The sequence below is a fragment of the Brevibacillus schisleri genome (genome assembly GCF_055685845.1).
Map to the genome: position 1 here is coordinate 1,465,487 of NZ_JBVNDM010000001.1, position 19,753 is coordinate 1,485,239.

At 48.2% G+C, this 19,753-nt stretch carries 15 protein-coding genes; 11 read left to right on the plus strand and 4 right to left on the minus strand.

The genetic code is table 11. From position 1 onward, the window contains the following. Positions 1 to 11: 11 nt before the first annotated feature. The 3 genes from ACUUHJ_RS07480 to ACUUHJ_RS07490 are packed head-to-tail and all read right to left on the minus strand — an operon-like array spanning position 12 to position 3,931. Positions 12 to 1,388, minus strand: coding sequence for a YheC/YheD family endospore coat-associated protein (locus ACUUHJ_RS07480; protein WP_289676707.1), 1,377 nt, complete (start codon positions 1,386 to 1,388; stop codon positions 12 to 14). A gap of 3 nt (positions 1,389 to 1,391) precedes the next feature. Beyond that, positions 1,392 to 2,480 (minus strand): YheC/YheD family endospore coat-associated protein, encoded by a 1,089-nt coding sequence (locus ACUUHJ_RS07485; protein ID WP_289676709.1) that lies wholly within the window; start codon positions 2,478 to 2,480, stop codon positions 1,392 to 1,394. 5 nt (positions 2,481 to 2,485) lie between these two features. Further along, complete coding sequence (locus ACUUHJ_RS07490; RefSeq protein ID WP_472298572.1) at positions 2,486 to 3,931, minus strand: YheC/YheD family endospore coat-associated protein; 1,446 nt, start codon at positions 3,929 to 3,931, stop codon at positions 2,486 to 2,488. A 91-nt stretch (positions 3,932 to 4,022) separates the two neighbouring features. Here ACUUHJ_RS07490 and ACUUHJ_RS07495 point away from each other — a divergent pair, with 91 nt between their 5' ends. From ACUUHJ_RS07495 to ACUUHJ_RS07515, 5 genes are all read left to right on the plus strand, one after another. Next, positions 4,023 to 5,180, plus strand: coding sequence for a DUF445 domain-containing protein (locus ACUUHJ_RS07495; RefSeq protein WP_472298573.1), 1,158 nt, complete (start codon positions 4,023 to 4,025; stop codon positions 5,178 to 5,180). Positions 5,181 to 5,394: 214 nt separating this feature from the next. Next, positions 5,395 to 6,705: a DRTGG domain-containing protein gene (locus ACUUHJ_RS07500; RefSeq protein ID WP_172140986.1), complete on the plus strand. Its 1,311-nt coding sequence runs from the start codon at positions 5,395 to 5,397 to the stop codon at positions 6,703 to 6,705. 164 nt (positions 6,706 to 6,869) lie between these two features. Continuing rightward, a protein-coding gene (locus tag ACUUHJ_RS07505; protein ID WP_472301122.1) for an IS1182 family transposase occupies positions 6,870 to 8,200 on the plus strand; the annotation gives its coding sequence in 2 pieces (ribosomal slippage) (positions 6,870 to 7,410 and positions 7,410 to 8,200; 1,332 coding nt in all). A gap of 365 nt (positions 8,201 to 8,565) precedes the next feature. Beyond that, a complete protein-coding gene (locus ACUUHJ_RS07510; protein WP_472298574.1) occupies positions 8,566 to 9,672 on the plus strand; it encodes an IS110 family RNA-guided transposase in 1,107 nt (368 codons plus the stop codon). A gap of 914 nt (positions 9,673 to 10,586) precedes the next feature. After that, positions 10,587 to 11,216, plus strand: a complete 630-nt coding sequence (locus ACUUHJ_RS07515; protein ID WP_472298575.1) for a DUF2087 domain-containing protein — start codon at positions 10,587 to 10,589, stop codon at positions 11,214 to 11,216. A 220-nt stretch (positions 11,217 to 11,436) separates the two neighbouring features. Here the strand turns inward: ACUUHJ_RS07515 and ACUUHJ_RS07520 are convergent, their stop codons facing one another. Next, a complete protein-coding gene (locus tag ACUUHJ_RS07520; RefSeq protein WP_289678049.1) occupies positions 11,437 to 11,748 on the minus strand; it encodes a YtpI family protein in 312 nt (103 codons plus the stop codon). 169 nt (positions 11,749 to 11,917) lie between these two features. Here ACUUHJ_RS07520 and ACUUHJ_RS07525 point away from each other — a divergent pair, with 169 nt between their 5' ends. The 6 genes from ACUUHJ_RS07525 (at position 11,918) to accA (ending at position 19,687) form a co-directional block, all read left to right on the plus strand. Then, a complete protein-coding gene (locus ACUUHJ_RS07525; RefSeq protein ID WP_472298576.1) occupies positions 11,918 to 15,346 on the plus strand; it encodes a DNA polymerase III subunit alpha in 3,429 nt (1,142 codons plus the stop codon). Positions 15,347 to 15,514: 168 nt separating this feature from the next. Continuing rightward, positions 15,515 to 16,759 (plus strand): NADP-dependent malic enzyme, encoded by a 1,245-nt coding sequence (gene ystJ, locus ACUUHJ_RS07530; RefSeq protein ID WP_472298577.1) that lies wholly within the window; start codon positions 15,515 to 15,517, stop codon positions 16,757 to 16,759. Between the two features lie 105 nt (positions 16,760 to 16,864). Further along, positions 16,865 to 17,536 carry a FadR/GntR family transcriptional regulator gene (locus ACUUHJ_RS07535; protein WP_012685105.1) on the plus strand — a complete coding sequence of 224 codons (672 nt, stop codon included), beginning with the start codon at positions 16,865 to 16,867 and terminating at the stop codon, positions 17,534 to 17,536. Between the two features lie 81 nt (positions 17,537 to 17,617). Beyond that, positions 17,618 to 17,800, plus strand: a complete 183-nt coding sequence (locus ACUUHJ_RS07540; protein WP_012685106.1) for a hypothetical protein — start codon at positions 17,618 to 17,620, stop codon at positions 17,798 to 17,800. 19 nt (positions 17,801 to 17,819) lie between these two features. Next, positions 17,820 to 18,764, plus strand: coding sequence for an acetyl-CoA carboxylase, carboxyltransferase subunit beta (accD, locus tag ACUUHJ_RS07545; RefSeq protein ID WP_064202468.1), 945 nt, complete (start codon positions 17,820 to 17,822; stop codon positions 18,762 to 18,764). Beyond that, complete coding sequence (gene accA, locus ACUUHJ_RS07550; protein ID WP_016739101.1) at positions 18,731 to 19,687, plus strand: acetyl-CoA carboxylase carboxyl transferase subunit alpha; 957 nt, start codon at positions 18,731 to 18,733, stop codon at positions 19,685 to 19,687. Before accD ends, accA begins: the two co-directional genes overlap by 34 nt. Positions 19,688 to 19,753 lie beyond the last annotated feature (66 nt).

A 19,753-nucleotide genomic window follows, 5' to 3' on the forward strand; every position in this document is an offset into this window, starting at 1 on the left:
ATCGCGTGCGACTAGAAATTGGCCAAGTAACAGCTATAATCGACGAGCAACTTGCTTGATTCCTGATCAGCCTGCTTGAGACGGGCGTGCTTGAATATAGAACGGCCAGGCTTGGAATTCGCTTCGAACATCCAGACATGGCCTTGTGTATCGATCCCCATGTCTAGCCCCAATTCTCCTAAATCAATCCCTTTTGCCAGTTCAATTGCGGTAGCGAGTCGGATTGAAGCGTCAGAAATGCGCTGAGTCATGAGGGGTTTTTGCTTGCCAAACAGGTGTTGCAACAGGTCATCGCCAGGGATGACAGTTCCACCTGTCCGTACGTGGGTAGTTACGCTGCCAGAACCGGCAACTTTGGCTGCCGTGCAGGAAACGACCCATTCGTTTTGTTGATTTTTATGCAAGTGAACACGAAAATCAAACGGTCGTCCATGGAATGTCATGAGCGAAATGCCCTGTTGTGCCAGATACGAACTGACGCGACGACTACGGAAGACATGCTGATAAAGGCTGGACAGCTTGGAGAATTGTTTTTTTACATTGCCGCTGCCTGTATGATAGGAGGCAGTAAAACCACCGCCTGCCTGGCGAACAACTTTGACAATGCCGTACCCGAGACTTCCGTTTTTGGGCTTCAAATAAACGATAGGGTATTTACGCAGCAAGTCTCGAACCGTTGTAAGGGAAGGAGAGGTATAAGTCTCCGGGATATGCTCATTCACTTCTGGATTCGGATACAGCAGTTGGTGCACGCCCCATTTGTTGAAAAAGCCCTGATTGAACATCGGTAAATTGGGGTAACTGGCGAGTCGATACTTGAATTCCTGAACGGCTTCATGTTTTTCTGCTGAACGAGAGGGAATACGATCATAGACGACATCGGGCATGGCGGTAACATGCTTTTTCCAAAAGTAGCTGCCTGATTTGTTTCTGCGCAAAAACCACGCTTTGACCGTATTCGATTCCCAGTCTACATCGGTTGGAGAAAATATATAGTAGAAAACGCCCTTCCCTTCTTGTGCCTGTAACAGATTGTAAAAAAACGAGGTGCGTGAGCCGATTGGCTGCTTGGGATCGCGTCTGATGCCAGTTGTAACGATCCCGATGGAAGGACCGATCCGGAGTGCGGAGCCCTCTAGTTTGAGCTGGATCAAGCCAGGATGAGGAATGCCCAGCTCCGTTTGCAAGAGCGTCGTCACTTTCATGACGTTCGTATCCGGATTGCGTTTATCTTGTAAGACAGTTGCGACTACTTCCTTTTTACCCAGTAAGACTTTAATTTTTTGGCGTTGCCGTAGCTGTAGCTGTTGGAAGAGAGTAGCTGGCAGGATAATCCCACTGATACGTGGGTTGGAAAGGAAGCGAAGCCGCATTCTGAACGTTTCCATGCTTTAACCTCCTACACGCTCTTTCATGAGATAGTGGGCGTAGCGAACAGGCTGAGTAATCGAATGTCGTTGTGCAGTTGGGTCGTCAATCATTCGAAAAACTGTTCGCCCTGGTCTGCTGTTTACCTCGATGATCCAAACATTACCTGCGGTGTCGATGCCAATATCGATTCCCAGCTCAACGAGTCTGCCGTGTGACTCTTCCAAAAAACGGGGAAGTTCTTCCGCCACTCGGTTGATTGTTTGCTCGATGCGTGCCGCTTTAGCGGATTTGAAGTGAAGGGGCAGGAAAGAGGTCAGAGGTGTTGCTTTCCCTCCTCCGTGCAAATTGGAGGTGATGCTGCGTTTGTCTCCCAGGCGCACAGCTTTGCCAGTTGTCGCCCATTTACCTAGTCCGTTTTTTTGAACCAGAACACGGACATCGAATGGGGTACCATCCGGGGTATGCAACTCCAAATAGGGCTGTACCAGGAACTTGCGGCCGGCTGTAAAGACAGACACAAAACTTTTTAATCCGGCAGTGTCACGAATTCGCCTGGTGAAAGGTTGATTGTCCCGGTTTCGTCCAGAAGCTTCATAGCCACTGCGTACTTCTTTGATTCTCACGACGCCAATACCGTGAGTTCCCGCCATTGGTTTGATGATGGCTGCCCCGTATTTTTCCAAGGTTGCCTGAAGCACAGGATATGAGAATATTTCAGTAGGTGGTAGCAGCGGGGCAAGAAGAGGAGACTTAGCGAGCATTTGGTGCACCTGCCATTTTCCAGACAGACCATGCCCCAAAAACGTAATGTTGCGATCGTTTTGCAACTTTTCCACAAATGGTTTATAGTGGCGATAAGATGGGCCCACAAAGCAACGATCATAGATAAAGGCGGGGATTGGGAAGTCTTTCGCGTGCCAGGACCCATTGCGATATTCGAAGCCTTTTACCATACGGGTGGAAAAGTTAACCTGACGTGGTGAAAAAACGAAGACGCGTATGCCGTGCTTGCGTCCATAGAGCGTAAGCTTTTTGTAGTACCCTTTGTCTACAAAGTGGGAGCCTTGGCACCGGGCCATGATGCCAAGACTTCTCTCTGATGCTGTCATGTAGGTCACCTTCGCCTGTTATTGTTGCGTTTCGGTCTTCTTTTTGTGGGCTTTTGTGGTTGAATGGTCCGGGGAAAACCACTTAGAAAGGCGGAATAATCCAGCATGCGAATGACAGAAGGGCGAGCACGCCGAGGCAGCTCTTCGGCACCCTCAGGCAACGGAACTGTTTTGGCTGACTTGGATGGCTTACTGTTGACCTCCAATAGCCACACCCGTCCATGGACATCGACTCCCAAATCAATTCCGAATTCTCCGTAATGCCCAGGCAGTGATTCTTCTAAAAGGATCGCGAGCTTAAGTGCTACTGTGTGTAACGTTTGAGGGGATGGTCGTATCGCGCTCGCCCGTGGTCCACATACTCGCAGTGCCTGAAGGGGAGTCATCATCTGCCCGCCTCTGGATATATTGGAAACAATGCGGTTTAATCCCAGGCGAGCTACCATGGAAGTGACGGACCATTCGCCTTTTCGGTCTTTTTGCACCAATACACGAAAATCTGTCGGTCGTCCTTGGATGCCGATTAACGGTAACCCTTGCTGCAGCAAATAGGATGTGCCTTTTGTCCTTTTTTGCAAATACTGATGTAAGCCCTGAATGCTAGCAAATGATTTGCGCAATCCTCCGGGGAACGCGAGCTGGTATCCCTCGGGCGAACTGCGAACTCGAATGATCCCGCGCCCCATGCTGCCGTTAGCTGGTTTAGCATAAATAGTGCGATAGGTAGATAGCATTTGTCGCAGGTCTTCTTGATTCAAATAACGAACCATGCTGGGAAGATGCTCGGAGGCTGTCGGTTGATTCTCGAGAGCGGCGTGTACATGCCACTTATTCAAAAAACGCTCGTTAAAAAAGGGAATAGAAGCTTCCTTGCAGCGTTGGACCCAGTTGGCCATCTGCTCACTTCGTTCGCGTTGGCGGGACACGAGTCGGTTGTAAATGCATTGTGGAAGCGGAAGTAAGGTTTGTCTCCAAAGGCCTCCTTTTCTAACGAGGCCGCGCACAGTTCCTGCATCCCAGTTGACATCCTGAAGCCGAAATGCGCAAAGGATTCCTCCGCGTTTACGGGTGATATCGGACATCTCGTGAAAGAAATTGTTTAGGTGTCCAAACGGTCCTTGCGAGGACGCTGCATTGTAGCTTGAAACTAGAACACCTACATACGGTCCGAAAACGATTGTTTTCTGATTCGTATCATAACGGACTAAGAGTGGAACGCCTTTGGGTAGATAGAGTGATTGAGCTAAAGAGGGTCGAATGAAGGTTTTGCCCGAGGTTTTGCCTCCCCGTTCCCAACCGCCTACGCGTGCGGAAACGGTTTTGTTCCCAAATTGGACCGAAATGGTGGACGGTGTTAAAAGATTCCATTTGCGCAAGTGCGCCTGGGGCAGGTAAAGGTCTACTTCCGATATTATCTCGTTTTCGACAACGATTGTTGGAACGTAGGACATGAGTATCCCCTTCCCATCAGGCAAAGTTAGTCTATGGTATGAGCATCTAAAACGTTTGGTGCCATGTAGAGAAGAGAGGTTGTTAGGATTTATGAACGCTTGGATACTATTAGTGAACATTGCAGTAGGCTCTGTCATCGGTGGAGTGACGAATGAGTTAGCCATCCGAATGCTGTTTAAACCAGTAAAACCGTGGTATATAGGCGGATGGAAAGTGCCATTTACTCCGGGATTGATCCCAAGAAGACGGGACGATATCGCAATACAAATGGGCAGACTCGTCGAAGAGCATTTGTTGACGACGGAGGGGGTCAAGCGTGCGCTGAACCAGAGTGGTCTGGAGAGTACACTGACAGGATGGATGAACACCATCGCTCGCGATTGGATGACAGATGAGCGTAGTCTACGTCAAGCATTGCTCACAGTGATGCCACAGTTATTTAAGGAAGATGGAACGTGGAGTGAGGGTGTCCGAGCGCCTATCGAGGCGAAATGGGGTGCCTTTGTCGATCAGGTTTTGGCACAATATGAAGAGAAAAAACTGCGAGAGTTGGTTTCGGACAACGGACGAGAGCGTCTGGATGCTGCACTTGGCAGTGTGAGCGAACTGCTCTTGAAACGTTTTCGTGAATATTTGCATTCCCCGGAAGGTCAGCAAACCTTGCAAAACATGGTTCGCGGATTGCTCGGCGGAGGCGGAGGCATGTTTGGTGGCTTGGTCGGGATGTTTCTTGGGGATGACAAGATTTTGGGCAAGATTCTCCCGTATCTCGATGAGCTTTTGCAAAGCAGAGAGCTTTCGGAACGCGTGCACTACTTTTTGCATAAGGAAGCGGACAAGCTCTTGGACAAAAATGTGGGCGAAGTGGTTGCCTGGATTGGGCGAGATCAAGTGGACGATTGGGCGCGAAAGCTTTTTGCCAAGCTGGAGGAGCAAAGCCTGCGTATCGTGGACGAACCTCTGTCTCGTTTGACGGCGCCTATTTCTGAGACGGTGACAACGGAACTCGTTCCTCGTTTGGCCAAGTGGATGGTGGACACGCTGCAACAAAATATAGAGAGAATATTTTCGCGCCTGGCCATCCGGGATATTGTTACCCGGCAAGTAGAGGGTTTCCCGATTGAAAGAATTGAAGAGATGGTAGTCGGAATCTCAGGCAAGGAATTCCGCATGATCACCGTGCTTGGATTTATTCTTGGCGGGATTATTGGGCTTGTCCAAGGTATATTGGCAAATTTGGTTAGTTAAACAAAACTGAAAAGAAACTGTAACTGTGTTGTAATAATCCTGTAATATTCCTTGGGTATGATAAAAGCACGATGAAAACCCCCTTAATGATATACTTTCTGGTCGGTAGCTTTCGAAAAAGCTACCCTTTTTTTTTGCCCCGCCTTCGGGTATATTGGTCGAAGGAGCGCACGTATATGGAACGGGTGGGAGAAAAGGAAGGGGGAATAGCAATATGGCAACGAAGCATGAACAAATCTTGCAACATATTGATCGCCTTCCGATCGGTTCGAAGATTTCCGTGCGGCAGATCGCGAAAGACCTGGATGTGAGTGAAGGGACTGCATACCGCGCGATCAAGGAAGCGGAAACGCAAGGATACGTCAGCACGATTGAGCGTGTCGGTACGGTGAGAATCGAGAAGAAGCAGAAGGAAAATATTGAACGTTTGACCTTTGCGGAGGTTGTGAACATCGTTGATGGTCATGTGCAGGCTGGACGTGAAGGCTTACACAAGACCTTGAATAAATTTGTAATAGGAGCCATGCAGCTCGAAGCCATGATGCGCTATATCGATGCCGGGAGTCTCTTGATTGTCGGTAACCGCTATCAGGCACATAAAATCGCTTTGCAGCAAGGGGCTGCTGTATTAATTACCGGAGGATTCGATACAAGTGAGGAAATTAAGCAGCTTGCGGATCGCTTAGCGCTGCCAATCATCTCCTCCAGCTACGACTCCTTTACAGTTGCTTCGATGATTAACCGAGCCATTTACGATCGCCTGATCAAAAAAGAAATCGTAATGGTTGAGGATATTTTAAAGCCGCTTGCAGAAACGCCTGTCTTATTGACATCAGATTCTGTTGCCAAGTGGCATCAATATACGGAGCTGTATCAGGACACGAGATTCCCCGTTGTTGACGAGCAGATGCGCCTGATCGGGATTGTTACTTCCAAAGACATCATCGGTCATGAGGAGACGGCCATAATCGACAAGGTCATGACGAAGAACCCGATTACCACCTCGCCGCGGGTATCCGTAGCGTCATCTGCGCACACCATGGTGTGGGAAGGAATCGAGCTATTGCCTGTCGTAGACAACCATCGCAAGCTCGTAGGGGTCTTGAGCCGCAACGACGTGTTAAAAGCGCTGCAATTTACAGCTAAGCAACCACAGATGAGTGAGACGTTCCCGAATCTGATCATGTCCCATTTCCGTGAGGAGCGACAGGCAGATGAGATGGTCTACCTGGGTGATGTGAGCCCACAAATGACCAACCATCTCGGTACGATTGCCAGCGGAATCATGACGACGGTTATGGTCGAGGCTGCTTGTAACCTGTTGCGCCACCATCGTCGAGGAGACATGGTACCGGAAAATATCACTGTCTATTTCCTAAAGCCAGTCCAGATGGAAAGCCATATCGAAGTAAAACCGCGACTTTTAGATATCAGCCGACGCTTCGGAAAAGTCGAAGTATCCGTATTCCACGGCGAACAGCTCGTGGGGCAGGCCATGATTACTGCGCAAATTATTGAGCGTTAAAGGAACAGTCTCTTTATGACTGTTCTCAGGCTGTCGAGAAAGTCGACAGCCATTTTTATTTCACTTAATTTTAAAGCGACACCGCGTTAATTTGTTATAATTCTTATAATTACATTTTATAGTAGGTGATTATTGTGCTTACCTCCAATGATAAAAATCCACAAATGCATTACGAATTTGTGTGTCTTGATGAATTGGTCCCAGAGGACCATTTATTAAGGGTCATCCAGAAACATATAGATTTCTCCTTCATCCGAGAAAAAGTACGTCAATATTATTGCGAGGATAACGGTAGACCGTCGATTGATCCTATTGTTTTATTTAAAATGATTTTCATTGGATACCTTTACGGTATCCGCTCAGAGAGGCAACTCGAAAAAGAAATCCAGACTAATATCGCCTATCGTTGGTTTCTTGGCCTTTCTTTAACAGATCGAGTTCCAGATCACACAACAATCAGTTGGAATCGTCGAACCCGTTTTAAAAATACAAATGTTTTTCAGGAGATTTTTGATGAAATTGTTCGCTTGGCGATTCAGCATCGAATGGTCGCTGGACGTGTATTGATAAGTGATTCTACGCATCTTAAAGCAAATGCGAATAAACGAAAATTTAAGAAGCATGTCATCGAGAAAACGAGTCGTGCCTATCTCAAAGATTTAGAGGTAGCAATTAATGAAGACCGTGAGGTACATGGAAAAAAGGATTGAAGCCTAGAGAGGGTGTGAAGGAAGAAAAGGAAATCAAGATGAGTACCACTGATCCGGAAAGTGGCTACATGGTTCGAGACAGCAAGCCCGAAGGCTTTTTCTATCTCGATCACCGGACTGTCGATCATAAGTACAATATTATTACCGATGTCCATGTCACTGCTGGCAATGTCCATGATTCCGTTCCTTACATAGATAGGCTGAATCTCCAAATCGAGAAGTTTGGGTTTCAGGATACAATTGAAGCTATTGCATTAGATGCTGGTTATTTAACTACTCCAATCTGCAAGGCACTTCACGATATAAATGTATTTGCTGTCATCGGTCATCGTGCCTTTACACCTGTTAAAGGTCTTTTTGCTAAATGGCGCTTTAAATATGATCTGGAGTGCGATGTGTACACATGTCCTCAAAAACATACGCTTACTTATTCGACTACCGATCGAAACGGATACAGGATGTATAAGTCCAATAAAGAAATATGTAAAACTTGTCCAAGGCTTTCTGAGTGTACCCGATCTAAAAATCACCAAAAGGTGATAAGCAGGCACGTTTGGGAAGAGAGTAAGGAATGGGTTCGACAGAACCGTTTAAGTAAATCGGGGAAATATTTATATAGATTAAGATACCAAACCATAGAGCGAAGCTTTGCAGATGCTAAAGAACTGCATGGGCTTCGCTATTGTAGGTTACGCGGACGTGAAAATGTCCAAGAGCAGGTATTGATGACAGCAACAGTACAAAACATTAAAAGGATAGCGCTACACCTAGCGAAAGCAAGTTAGGTGCAGGCTATCCTTTTTTTCAGCACTTCGTGCTGAACAATACTAAAAAGAAATCCCCCAAAAGGGGGTTTCTCTTCAGGCTGGGAACAGTCTCTTTATGACTGTTCTTTTTTGTTACTGGCCGTGGTGGAAGGAAGAAGCGCATTTCCAGTCTACGCTTCGGCCTCCGCCCCGCAAGGGGTGTGAACTGTCCGCTTCGGAATAAATGGCGGGAGCGCTTCAAACGTTGCAGCTTCGAGGAAGTATTCCATAAGTTATTATGAACGAGGACAGCCCCTATTCGTAACTTCGTAGGTTACTCTGGCTACACTAAGGGCAAGTACGCCAATAGACAGAGCGCTACAATACGAAAGGAGCTGCTACTTATGAAGGATTTCACAAAATACGTTGGTTTAGACGTTTCAAAAGATAAAATTGCGGTGGCAATAGCTGAAGATGGCCGAGAAGCCCCACGTTATTGGGGAATGATTGCTCATACACCTGAAGCTGTTCGTAAACTCATGAAACAACTAGGAGATTTTCACTCTCTTCAAGTGTGCTATGAAGCAGGTGCTACCGGTTATGAACTATATCGGCTTTTTCTTCGTCTCGGAATCGATTGTATAGTTGTTGCTCCTTCTCTTATCCCGCAAAGACCAGGAGATCGAGTAAAGACGGATCGGCGAGATGCACTCCGTTTGGCTCAGTTGCTTCGTGCAGGTGAGTTGGTTTCGATTTATGTACCGACGGAAGAAGATGAAGCTCTACGTGACTTAGTTCGTGCTCGGGAAGATGCGAAAGAAGACCAGCTTCGAGCCAGACACCGTTTAACGAAATTTCTTCTTCGTCACGATTTGCGGCCTCCTGTAGGAATTAGAAAATGGACCGTTAGGTACAGAGAGTGGCTTGATCGTTTAACCTTTTCACAAAACAGCTCACGTACCGTTTTTCGCGAATATTTGCATCAACTAGACGAGATCGAGCAACGTTTAAAACGTCTTCATGAGGAAATTCACGCTCAAGCGACAGAAAGTGTTCATGCTCCTATGATTCAAGCTCTCCAATCATTACGTGGTGTCGCAGAAATAACCGCTACCAGCTTGGTTGCAGAAATCGGTTCTTTCTCCCGATTTGCCCACCCTCGTCAGCTGATGTCTTATGCTGGATTGGTTCCTTCCGAATCGTCAAGTGGGGATCTCCGTCGACAAGGGGCCATTACTAAAACAGGAAACACTCATCTTCGTCGTGTTCTGGTAGAGGCTGCTTGGAGTTACCGTTATCCACCTGCGTTAAAAGGGGAGATTCGGAAAAGACAGGAAGGCCAGTCGAAGGAAGTTCAAGCCATTTCATGGAAAGCACAAAATCGATTGCATAAAAAATATTGTCGCCTCATGGCGAAAGGAAAGCCAGGCGGAAAAGCAGTGACAGCTGTTGCCCGTGAATTGTTGGGTTTTATTTGGGCGATCACTCGACAAATGGAACAAGCGTCATAAAAAGTTAACCTAGAATCAAGCAGTGAAGATAGGGCTCGAAGGCAAAAGGAAGAACCGGTAGGGAGAAACCACGTGCTTCACTTGCACACTTGTTTAAAAACAACTATGTGCGTCATAAGTTTGTGGAAGCTCCCCCGAACGGAGAGATAAAATGTGAGAACCCACGGATATCAGACTGCTCACCGTCGAAAAGTTTTTGCCTTCGTGCCGTGTCTTTACCCATTCTTGTTGCTTGACATGGAGCCTCTGCGGGCATGATCTTTGCGTAAAACGCGGTGGGTTTCTTTACGCTGACCGCAACAGAGCAGTCTACCACGCCCGCCTCTCCATATAAAGCAACAAGAAAAAAGGAAAAAGAAAAAACGGGGCCGTCATGCTATTGACAGTCCTCGTTCATATCAGTGAAGCTGAAATTCCCCGCCATTTATTCCGAAGCTGAGATGGGCTCCAGAGGCGCTTGGACTGGAAATGCGCTTCTTCTACGCAGCTTTGGTAAAGGCATCCTGAAAGTTAATTCATGAGGCGAAAATCATCCTGATAAACGAACAAATCAAGCCACGACTAAACAGACAGCCGATTCAAGTAAAAAGGAGAAATAAGCGAGGCTCTTTGGGACACCAGCCGAGGCGCAGTGGAAAAAGGGAAACACGCCTTTAAGCGTCCACCTCTGAACATGCATCATGGGAGGACTACTTTGGACGCGGTTTCCCTTTTTCCACGGAGACGTGCAGGAATGACCCCATGCAGAGGGCCCAAGAAGCTCGAGCGTTTTCTCCTTTTTCCGCTGCAACCAGCAGCAACGGTCAAGGATGTTTTATACGCCCTCGAATTGACAGCCAAAGAAATCCAACATATCATCTAATTAGAACATTATCTAATCCGTGCGATTAAACTAAAGAAAGGAGCACCCCATTTTGCAATTAGACCAACTCGTCACCTTTTACAAAGCACTCGGAGACCCGACGCGCGTACGCATTCTCGCGATTTTGGCAAACGGCCCCCTGCATGGACAGGCGTTGGCAGGCAAGCTCGGTGTGACACCTCCCACCATCACCCACCATATGGCAAAGCTTCGAGAAGCAGGTGTCGTTTACGAACGTCGTGATAAAAACACTATTTACTTTTACCTGCATGAAGCCAATGTAAAACGCCAATCGCAGGCAATCGTGAACGTCATGGAAAAAGCAAAGGATTTGACAGCAGAGGACATTTTTACGCAAGACAACTCACATGTTCAAAGGAGGCACCAGATGGCAGCGGAAAAAATGCAGGTCATTCGCAGCTTCATTACGCCAGATGGCAAGCTGAAACAAATCCCGTCCCAGCGTAAGAAGAAGCTGATCGTCTTTGAATACATGGTCCGTGGGTTAGAAAAAGACCGCAAATACAAGGAACAAGAGATCAACGAATACATTCGCCAATTCCATGAGGATTACGCTACGATTCGCCGGGAATTCATTATGAATCATTATATGTATCGAGAAGAGGGGATCTACGAGCTGAACCCGGAGGAAATGTGGGCAAAAGACGAGGACCTGCAATAATGGGAATTATTCCCTCCTGACTCGAACAGAAAAAAGGACAACCTTCGGCACTGCCGCTCAGGTTGTCGAAGCAATAGAATGTCACACAAATTCATTATAGCGAGAGCTCTAGCAGGTTTGTATGATAAACGGCTGGGAATAGAGGAAAAGTATTTCCAATCATCGTTTTCCCAAAAATGAAAAAGGCATGCGGAACGTAAAGCTGTTCCCATGCCTTTTTTTATACCCCTTTTTTCAATTCTGTCTGCCAAGCCGTACGATAACGGAAATAATTGCGAGTTCCCAAAAATAAATTCATAACCCCTACAATCAGCATGATCAATGCAACGACAATGCGGATCGTATCGAGAGAATCAAAAGTAAACTGATTGAGGCCGAACAAAGAAACGAGTATCCCCAATGACACATTCATCTTCCCCAGCACCATACGCGATTCAAGCGGATGGATGCCTCGCCTGCGAGCTTGGATACTATAGTAGACACTGGCTACTAGGGAAGCGAGAACACCGGTCATGTAAAAGGCAGACCACATAGATGGATTCATCCTTTCTAGCCATTCTGGTATTACCCATCCTACCAAAATCAGGGGATAACGGTCAAATATAGGCAAGAACGTTTGTTCTTATCGTCCGTATGCGCTATACTTCCGGTATAATGTAAGGAAGAAAGTTTCAATCGTGAAAAGTGAGAGGGGTAATATCATGACCTCCTTTGTCCATTTGCATGTTCATACGGAGTATAGTCTGCTGGATGGAGCAGCACGTATCGATACGCTAGTGAAGCGAGCCAGCGAATTGGGCATGCATGCACTGGCAATGACAGATCATGCCAACTTGTACGGGGCAATCCCGTTTTATAAAGCTTGTCTGGAGGCAGGCATCCGACCGATTATCGGGATGGAATTATACGTAATAGATGGGAATCTTCAAGATCGCGTGCGAAATGCACCGCCACCTAGTCATCTGATCGTTCTCGCTGAAAATGAAACAGGCTACCGGAATCTACTGAGGTTGGCAACAATCGCGAATACAGATGGCAACTACATCCTTCCGCGTCTCAACAAAGAGGTGTTGGCAAAGCATACGGACGGCCTCATTGCACTGAGCGGCTGTCAGCAAGGGGAAGTAGCCAAGCTGTTACTGGCTGGAGAAGTGGACGCTGCCAAAGAAGCAGCCCTCCGGTATCAGCGAATGTTTGGTGAGCAGCATTTTTATTTGGAACTGGCTGATCATGGACTGGAAGTGGAGCGCAGGCTGAATACTCGTCTCGTGAAACTAAGCCAGGAGACGGGGATTCCGCTGATTGCGACGAACAACGTTCACTACATCCACAGGGAAGATCACCAGCAGCATGATATCTTGTTGGCGATCAAAGAAGGCAAGACCATCGGCGAAGAAAACCGTTTTCGTTACGAGACGGATCAGTACTATCTGAAAAGCGCTGAGGAAATGGCGGCGCTCTTTGCTTTTGCTCCACAGGCGCTAGCGAATACGGTAGCTGTTGCAGAAAGGTGCAAGCTGGACCTTACCTTTGGCGCGCATATTTTGCCGGAATTTCCCTTGGCAGAGGGGCAAGATTCGACGCAGTATTTGCGTGAACTGTGTGAAAAGGGCTGCCGGGAGCGATACGGCGAGATTACGCCAGAGGCACAAGCGCGTCTGGATCACGAGCTGGCGATCATTACAGGGACGGGCTTCACCGATTACTTCCTGATTGTTTGGGATTTCATGCGGTACGCTCACGAAAACGGGATACCGACTGGACCTGGACGCGGATCTGCGGCAGGTAGTCTGGTCGCGTACGTTTTGAAAATCACGAATGTCGATCCCCTTCGCTTTCAGTTGCTCTTTGAACGCTTTCTCAACCCGGAGCGGGTGACGATGCCCGATATTGATATCGATTTTTCTGTAGAGCGCCGTGACGAAGTCATTCACTATGTAGCGAGCAAGTACGGTCAGGATCGCGTCGCCCAGATCATTACCTTTGGTACGATGGCGGCTCGTGCAGCGGTGCGTGATGTTGGGCGGGCGCTAGGCTTGTCTTTGGGCATCGTGGATCGCGTTGCCAAAATGATTCCGCAATCGCCAGGCATGACGATTGAACGAGCCATGCAGATCAACCCGGATATTGGCAAGCTATGCGCGGAAAACAAACAGGCAGCGCAACTGATCGAAACGGCAAGGGGCGTAGAAGGTTTGCCGCGTCACGCCTCTACGCATGCGGCAGGTGTCGTCATTTCGCGTGAACCGCTGACGAATTACGTCCCATTACAGACGGGCAATGAAGGCTTGGCGCTTACTCAATATCCGATGGAAATTCTCGAAGAAGTCGGTCTGTTGAAGATGGACTTCCTCGGCTTGCGCAATTTGACAATCATTCAGGAGACGTTGCGTCATTTGCAGGAGCAGGGAATATCACTTGATCTGGATAAGCTGCCGACAGACAATGAGAAAACGTTTCGTATGCTCTCCCGTGGGGAGACAACCGGCATTTTTCAACTGGAATCCTCAGGGATGCGCAATGTGCTGCGAGATTTGAAGCCGAGCAGCCTTGATGACATCATTGCTGTTCTCGCATTGTATCGTCCGGGGCCGATGGAGATCATCCCGCAGTATATCGCCGCCAAACACGGGACTAGCAAAGTACAGTACGCTCATCCTGTACTCGAGCCAATTTTGCGGGAGACACACGGCTTTATGATTTATCAGGAGCAAATCATGCAGATTTCCTCGACACTCGCAGGCTTCAGTCTTGGTGAGGCAGATATTCTACGCCGAGCGGTCGGGAAAAAGAAACGGGAGCTATTGGCGGAGCAGCGGGAGAAGTTCGTGGCTGGTTGCGTCCGGCAAGGGTACGGAGATGAGTTGGGCAATCAGGTTTACGATTTGATCGTGCGCTTTGCCGATTACGGCTTTAACAAAGCCCACTCGGTTGCTTATGCAATCATCGCCTATCAGATGGCCTATTTGAAAGCAACTTATCCGATTGCGTTCATGGCAGCGCTGCTCTCCTTATCCATTGGCAGCCAAACGAGAATTGCCGAATACACGGAGGAAGCGCGGCGACTGCAGCTTACCGTACTCGGACCTGACGTGAATAAGAGCTTGGCCTACTTTACAGTGGAGCAGGATGCGATTCGCTTTGGTTTGGCCGCAGTGAAAAACGTCGGCTACGGTGCCATTGAATCGATCGTGAAAGAGCGCAAAGGCAGACCGTATCGTGACGTCTTTGATTTTTGTGCGCGCGTGGATGCACGGTTAGTCAATCGCAGAGTAGTAGAGTCGCTCACTTTATGCGGCGCGCTGGACTCGTTACCAGGACATCGCAGTCAGCTTTTGCTATTGCTGGATGAAGCGGTAGGGAAGGCAAACAGCAAGAGAATCGAGCGTGACGCCAACCAGCTCAATCTTTTTGCGGGAGAAGAAGATGCGGCACCTTTACGGGAGCCAGCAGAATATCCCGAGGTACCGCCACTCTCACATACGCAGCAATTAAAAGAGGAGCGGGATTTGATCGGGGTATACATCTCCGGTCATCCACTTGATCAGTTTGCCCATGTCGCAAGTCGCTCGGAAGTAACAGTGATCTCTTCGTTGGGGGATGTGCCGCGCGACAAGACGGTAAAAGTATTTGGAATGATAACGGAAGCCAGACGCATCCAAACGAAAAAAGGGGACCCGATGGCATTTATTACGCTAGAGGACAAAACGGCACCAGTAGAGCTGGTCGTTTTCCCGCAGGTGTATGCGAAATATGCACAACTGCTCGAGCGCGAGCAAATCATCGTGGCAGAAGCCCGAGTCGATCACCAGGAAGACATGGTCAAGCTCTTGGCTTCCCGTGTCTGGGATGCACAAACGCTGCCGCAGCCGAAGTCTGAGACTGTATTATTTGTCAAAATATCGGCAGAGCAAGAGCACGATTCGACGCTACAAAAACTTTCACGCTTGTTTGTCGAAAAAAAAGGAACGATTCCCGTTATCCTTTTCTACGAAGGAAAAAGACAGACAATTCGCCTGCCAGAAGCAAATTGGGTAGATGTAGATGAGTCATTTTTGGAGCAAGCGCGAGAAATTGTGGGGCCTGACAGCGTAATTCGGAAAGAAATGCCTATAAATTGGGGAGGATGAGGAATGTCCTCCCTTTTTCGCCGTTTTCGGCAGGTTTACAGGAGAACAGATTTTTATTATATTGAGAGCATAACTCAATGAGTGGTCAGACCACTTGGAATAACCCAGGCATTTTTACTGCCTACAAGCCATCATAGAAACTATTATCGTGAAATGGAGTGGGATCTCATGTCCAACCTGAGAGAAGAAGCACTGGAGCTTCACAGAAAACATCAAGGAAAATTGGAGGCAGTGACCAAGGTACCCGTTCGCAATGCTTACGATCTGAGTCTTGCCTATTCTCCAGGGGTTGCTGAACCTTGCAAAGATATCTTTGATGACAAGTCCAAAGTCTACGATTACACGATGAAAGGCAATCTGGTTGCAGTAGTCAGCGACGGTACTGCTGTACTTGGTCTCGGAAACATTGGACCAGAAGCAGCAATGCCGGTTATGGAAGGGAAAGCAGTTTTGTTCAAATCCTTCGCAGGCGTAGATGCATTCCCGATCTGCTTGAATACAACAGATGTAGATAAAATCGTAGAGACAGTAAAACTGCTCGAGCCTACTTTTGGTGGCGTGAACTTGGAAGATATCGCGGCTCCTGCATGCTTCGAAATCGAAGAGCGTCTGAAGCGCGAAACAAACATCCCGATTTTCCACGATGACCAACACGGTACAGCGATCGTTACAGCGGCAGGTCTGATCAATGCTCTGCGCGTGGTGGACAAAAAGCTGGAAGATATCCGCGTAGTAGCAAACGGGGCAGGTGCAGCTGGTATCGCGATCATGAAGCTTTTGATTTCCATGGGCGTGAAAGAAGTGATCATGGTTGATACAAAAGGAATCGTGTACGAAGGCCGTCCATTCGGTATGAACCCAGTGAAGGAACAGATGGCAAAAATTACAAACCGCAGCATGCTGCAAGGTGACCTGGCTGATGCCATGAAGGGCGCTGACGTATTCGTCGGTGTATCCGTAGCTGGTGCTGTTACACAAGACATGGTTCGTTCGATGAACCGCGATCCAATCATTTTCGCTATGGCAAACCCAGTACCAGAAATCATGCCGCAAGAGGCAAAAGAAGCAGGTGCGGCAGTAATCGGTACAGGCCGTTCCGACTTCCCGAACCAAGTAAACAACGTACTGGCATTCCCGGGAATCTTCCGTGGCGCTCTGGATGTACGTGCAACGGAGATCAACGAAGAAATGAAGCTGGCTGCTGTATATGCAATCGCAGACCTGATCACGCCAGAAGAGCTTACTGCGGATAAAGTAATTCCTTCCGCATTCGATCTACGTGTAGCGCCAAACGTAGCTGCGGCAGTAGCAAAAGCAGCGATGGAAACGGGTGTTGCTCGCATCACGGTTGATCCGGAAGAAGTAAAACAAAAAACGATGAAATTGACAGCTATCTCTTACCAAAAAGCGTAAAATACTCTTTATCGAGGCACCGATGACACCCTCCGCGAAAAAACGTAGGTATTTTACAAACGTGGAGGGTGCTCCTCGTTGAAGGTACGAGTAAGGAGGATAATCGTGCTCGACTCTTCCCAAGATCGAAAGGTTTACGAAGGAATTCTCCTGCAACTTCATGAAATCATTCAGGAGCAAAACTTGCGGCCCGGGGACAAGCTGCCGTCTGAGCGGGAGCTGTCCGAGCAACTGGGAGCAGGACGTTCCTCTGTACGCGAGGCTCTTCGGGCTCTGGAGCTGCTCGGACTCATTGAGACGCGCCGCGGGGAAGGCACCTTCCTCAAGCATTACCGACACAATCGGCTGATCGATATTCTTGGCTTTTTTATCCTACGGGATACGAAAACCAAGAAGGACTTGATCGAAATGCGGCGAATGCTAGAGCTGGATGCTGTCCGCCTAGCCTGTAGACGGGCGACTGACAAGCATTTTGATGAAATGGAGCGCATCCTGGCCATTGCAGAGGAAAGAGTAGCAAGAGGCGAGGTACCTGCGGAGGAAGACTATCAGTTTCATCGTGTCATATGTCGCTCCAGCCGTAACTCGATTCTGCATCGCATCTGGACGCCTTTGGTTGAGTACAGCAACAGCATTCGTATTGAATCACTATCGCGCGAAGGTAGAGCGAGTGCAGCACTCGTAGAGCATCGGCAGATTATGGAAGCCATTCGCGAAGGCGATGTGAACGTGGCATTAGAGAGAATGAAAAAGCATTTGGAGAACAGTAAGCTATAGTTTTCCCCTAATTTGCGAGGGGCGCTGGCGCTGTGATATGATGATGCAGACCTGTATTGGACGATTGAGGAGGAAGCCAGCATGTGGACGGTCATCTACATCGCTCCTAGCGCTAGAATTGCAGAACGGATACAGCAACGTTTGACAGATGAAGGATTTTTGGTAAAAATTCGCGAAGGCAAGGTCTCTAAGCAATACGAGATTCTCGTGCCTGAGAGCGAACTAAACGAAGTCCGGGATGTACTCGGCACGATCCTTCACTGAAGAGAAAGGTGGGTTACCTGTGCTTAAAGATCTTTTTGGGAAAAAGCGCAAATTCGCTACAGTTCCTTCTGAGACACTAGCACGTGTCCCTGCTTCCACCAACATTAGCAAGGAAGCGGGTACGAAAGAAAAGGAAGTCCCTGAGGGATTGATGAATAAATGCCCACATTGTGGGACGATTCACTACTCGAAGGATTTGGAGAAGAACTTGCGCGTCTGCAAAGGCTGCCAGTTCCATTATTCCATGTCCGCTCCTGAGCGCCTGCAAGCGCTTCTGGATGATGGGGTTCTGAAAGAAGAATTTGATGCCAATTTGATAACAGCCAATCCACTCGGTTTTCCTGGTTATTTGGAAAAACTGGAGCAAGATATGGCCAACACCAATTTGAACGAGGCGATCATTACAGGCGAAGGTTTCCTAGGTGGGAACCGCATTGTGATTGGGGTCATGGATTCTCGTTTCCGTATGGCGAGCATGGGCTCAGTCGTCGGGGAAAAAATCACGCGCGCAATTGAGCAAGCGATCGAACGGCGTTTGCCTTTCATTCTGTTCAGTGCATCCGGTGGAGCACGCATGCAAGAGGGCGTATTGAGCCTGATGCAAATGGCGAAAACCAGCGCAGCGTTGTCTCGATTGGATCGCGAACGCTTACTGTTTGTCTCGGTCATGACGAATCCTACATATGGTGGGGTATCAGCCAGTTTTTCTTCGTTGGGAGATTACAATATCGCAGAACCGGGAGCTATGATCGGTTTTGCTGGGCGTCGAGTCATTGAGCAAACGATCCGTCAGGAGTTGCCAAAAGACTTCCAAACAGCGGAATTCTTGTTAAAAAACGGGCAGCTCGATATGGTGGTACACCGTAAGGACATGCGAAATACGCTGTCCAAACTGGTAGAGATGCACACGTCTCGGGAAGGAGTAGAAACATGGCAGGCGAGCTCTCCTTTGAAAAGCCATTAGTAGAATTACAAGATAAGATTAAGGAATTGCGCCGTTTTACTGAAGAAAAGGGAATTGACTTCTCTGAAGAAGTACAGCGTCTCGAACAAAAATCAAAAGAGCTTGCTGAGCAAATCTACGGCAATTTGACTCCATGGCAACGCGTACAGCTGGCTCGTCATCCGGAACGGCCAACGACTTTGGACTATATACAACTACTTTTTACTGATTTTATCGAGGTTCATGGAGACCGTCTGTTCGGAGACGACCATTCGATTGTGGGTGGAATTGCCAAGTTGGATGGACGTCCGGTTACGGTCATCGGTCACCAAAAAGGGAAAGACACAAAAGACAACATCAAGCGTAATTTCGGGATGGCTCATCCAGAAGGCTATCGGAAGGCATTGCGCATTATGCAGCAGGCGGATAAATTCGGTCGCCCGATCATCTGCTTTATTAATACATCAGGGGCCTATCCTGGAAAAGCGGCAGAAGAGCGCGGTCAGAGCGAAGCGATTGCCCGCAATCTGCGTGAAATGGCGACATTTGGCGTGCCAATTATTTGTATCGTCATCGGGGAAGGCGGAAGCGGTGGAGCCTTGGCGATCAGCGTAGGTAACCGCATCTATATGCTGGAGAATTCCTATTACTCCGTGATTGCACCAGAGAGTGCAGCGGCGATTCTCTGGAGAGATTCCAGCTTGGGTATGCGTGCAGCGGAGACGATGAAAATTACGGCACCTGATTTGTTGGAATTAGGAGTCATTGACGGAATTATTGATGAACCATTCGGAGGAGCCCATCGTGATTTGATCGCGCAGGCAGGAATGGTCAAGGCGGTCATCGCGGAACAACTAGAACAGCTAGGCCGTTTAACTCCAGATGAATTGATACAGGAACGTTACGAGAAGTTTAAACAGATCGGACAATTCGCCTCCCTGTAAGAAACAGGGGGGCGTTTTTTTCTTTTTTCTCTGAGGAAAATCTGCTACAATCGAAGTCGAATGAAA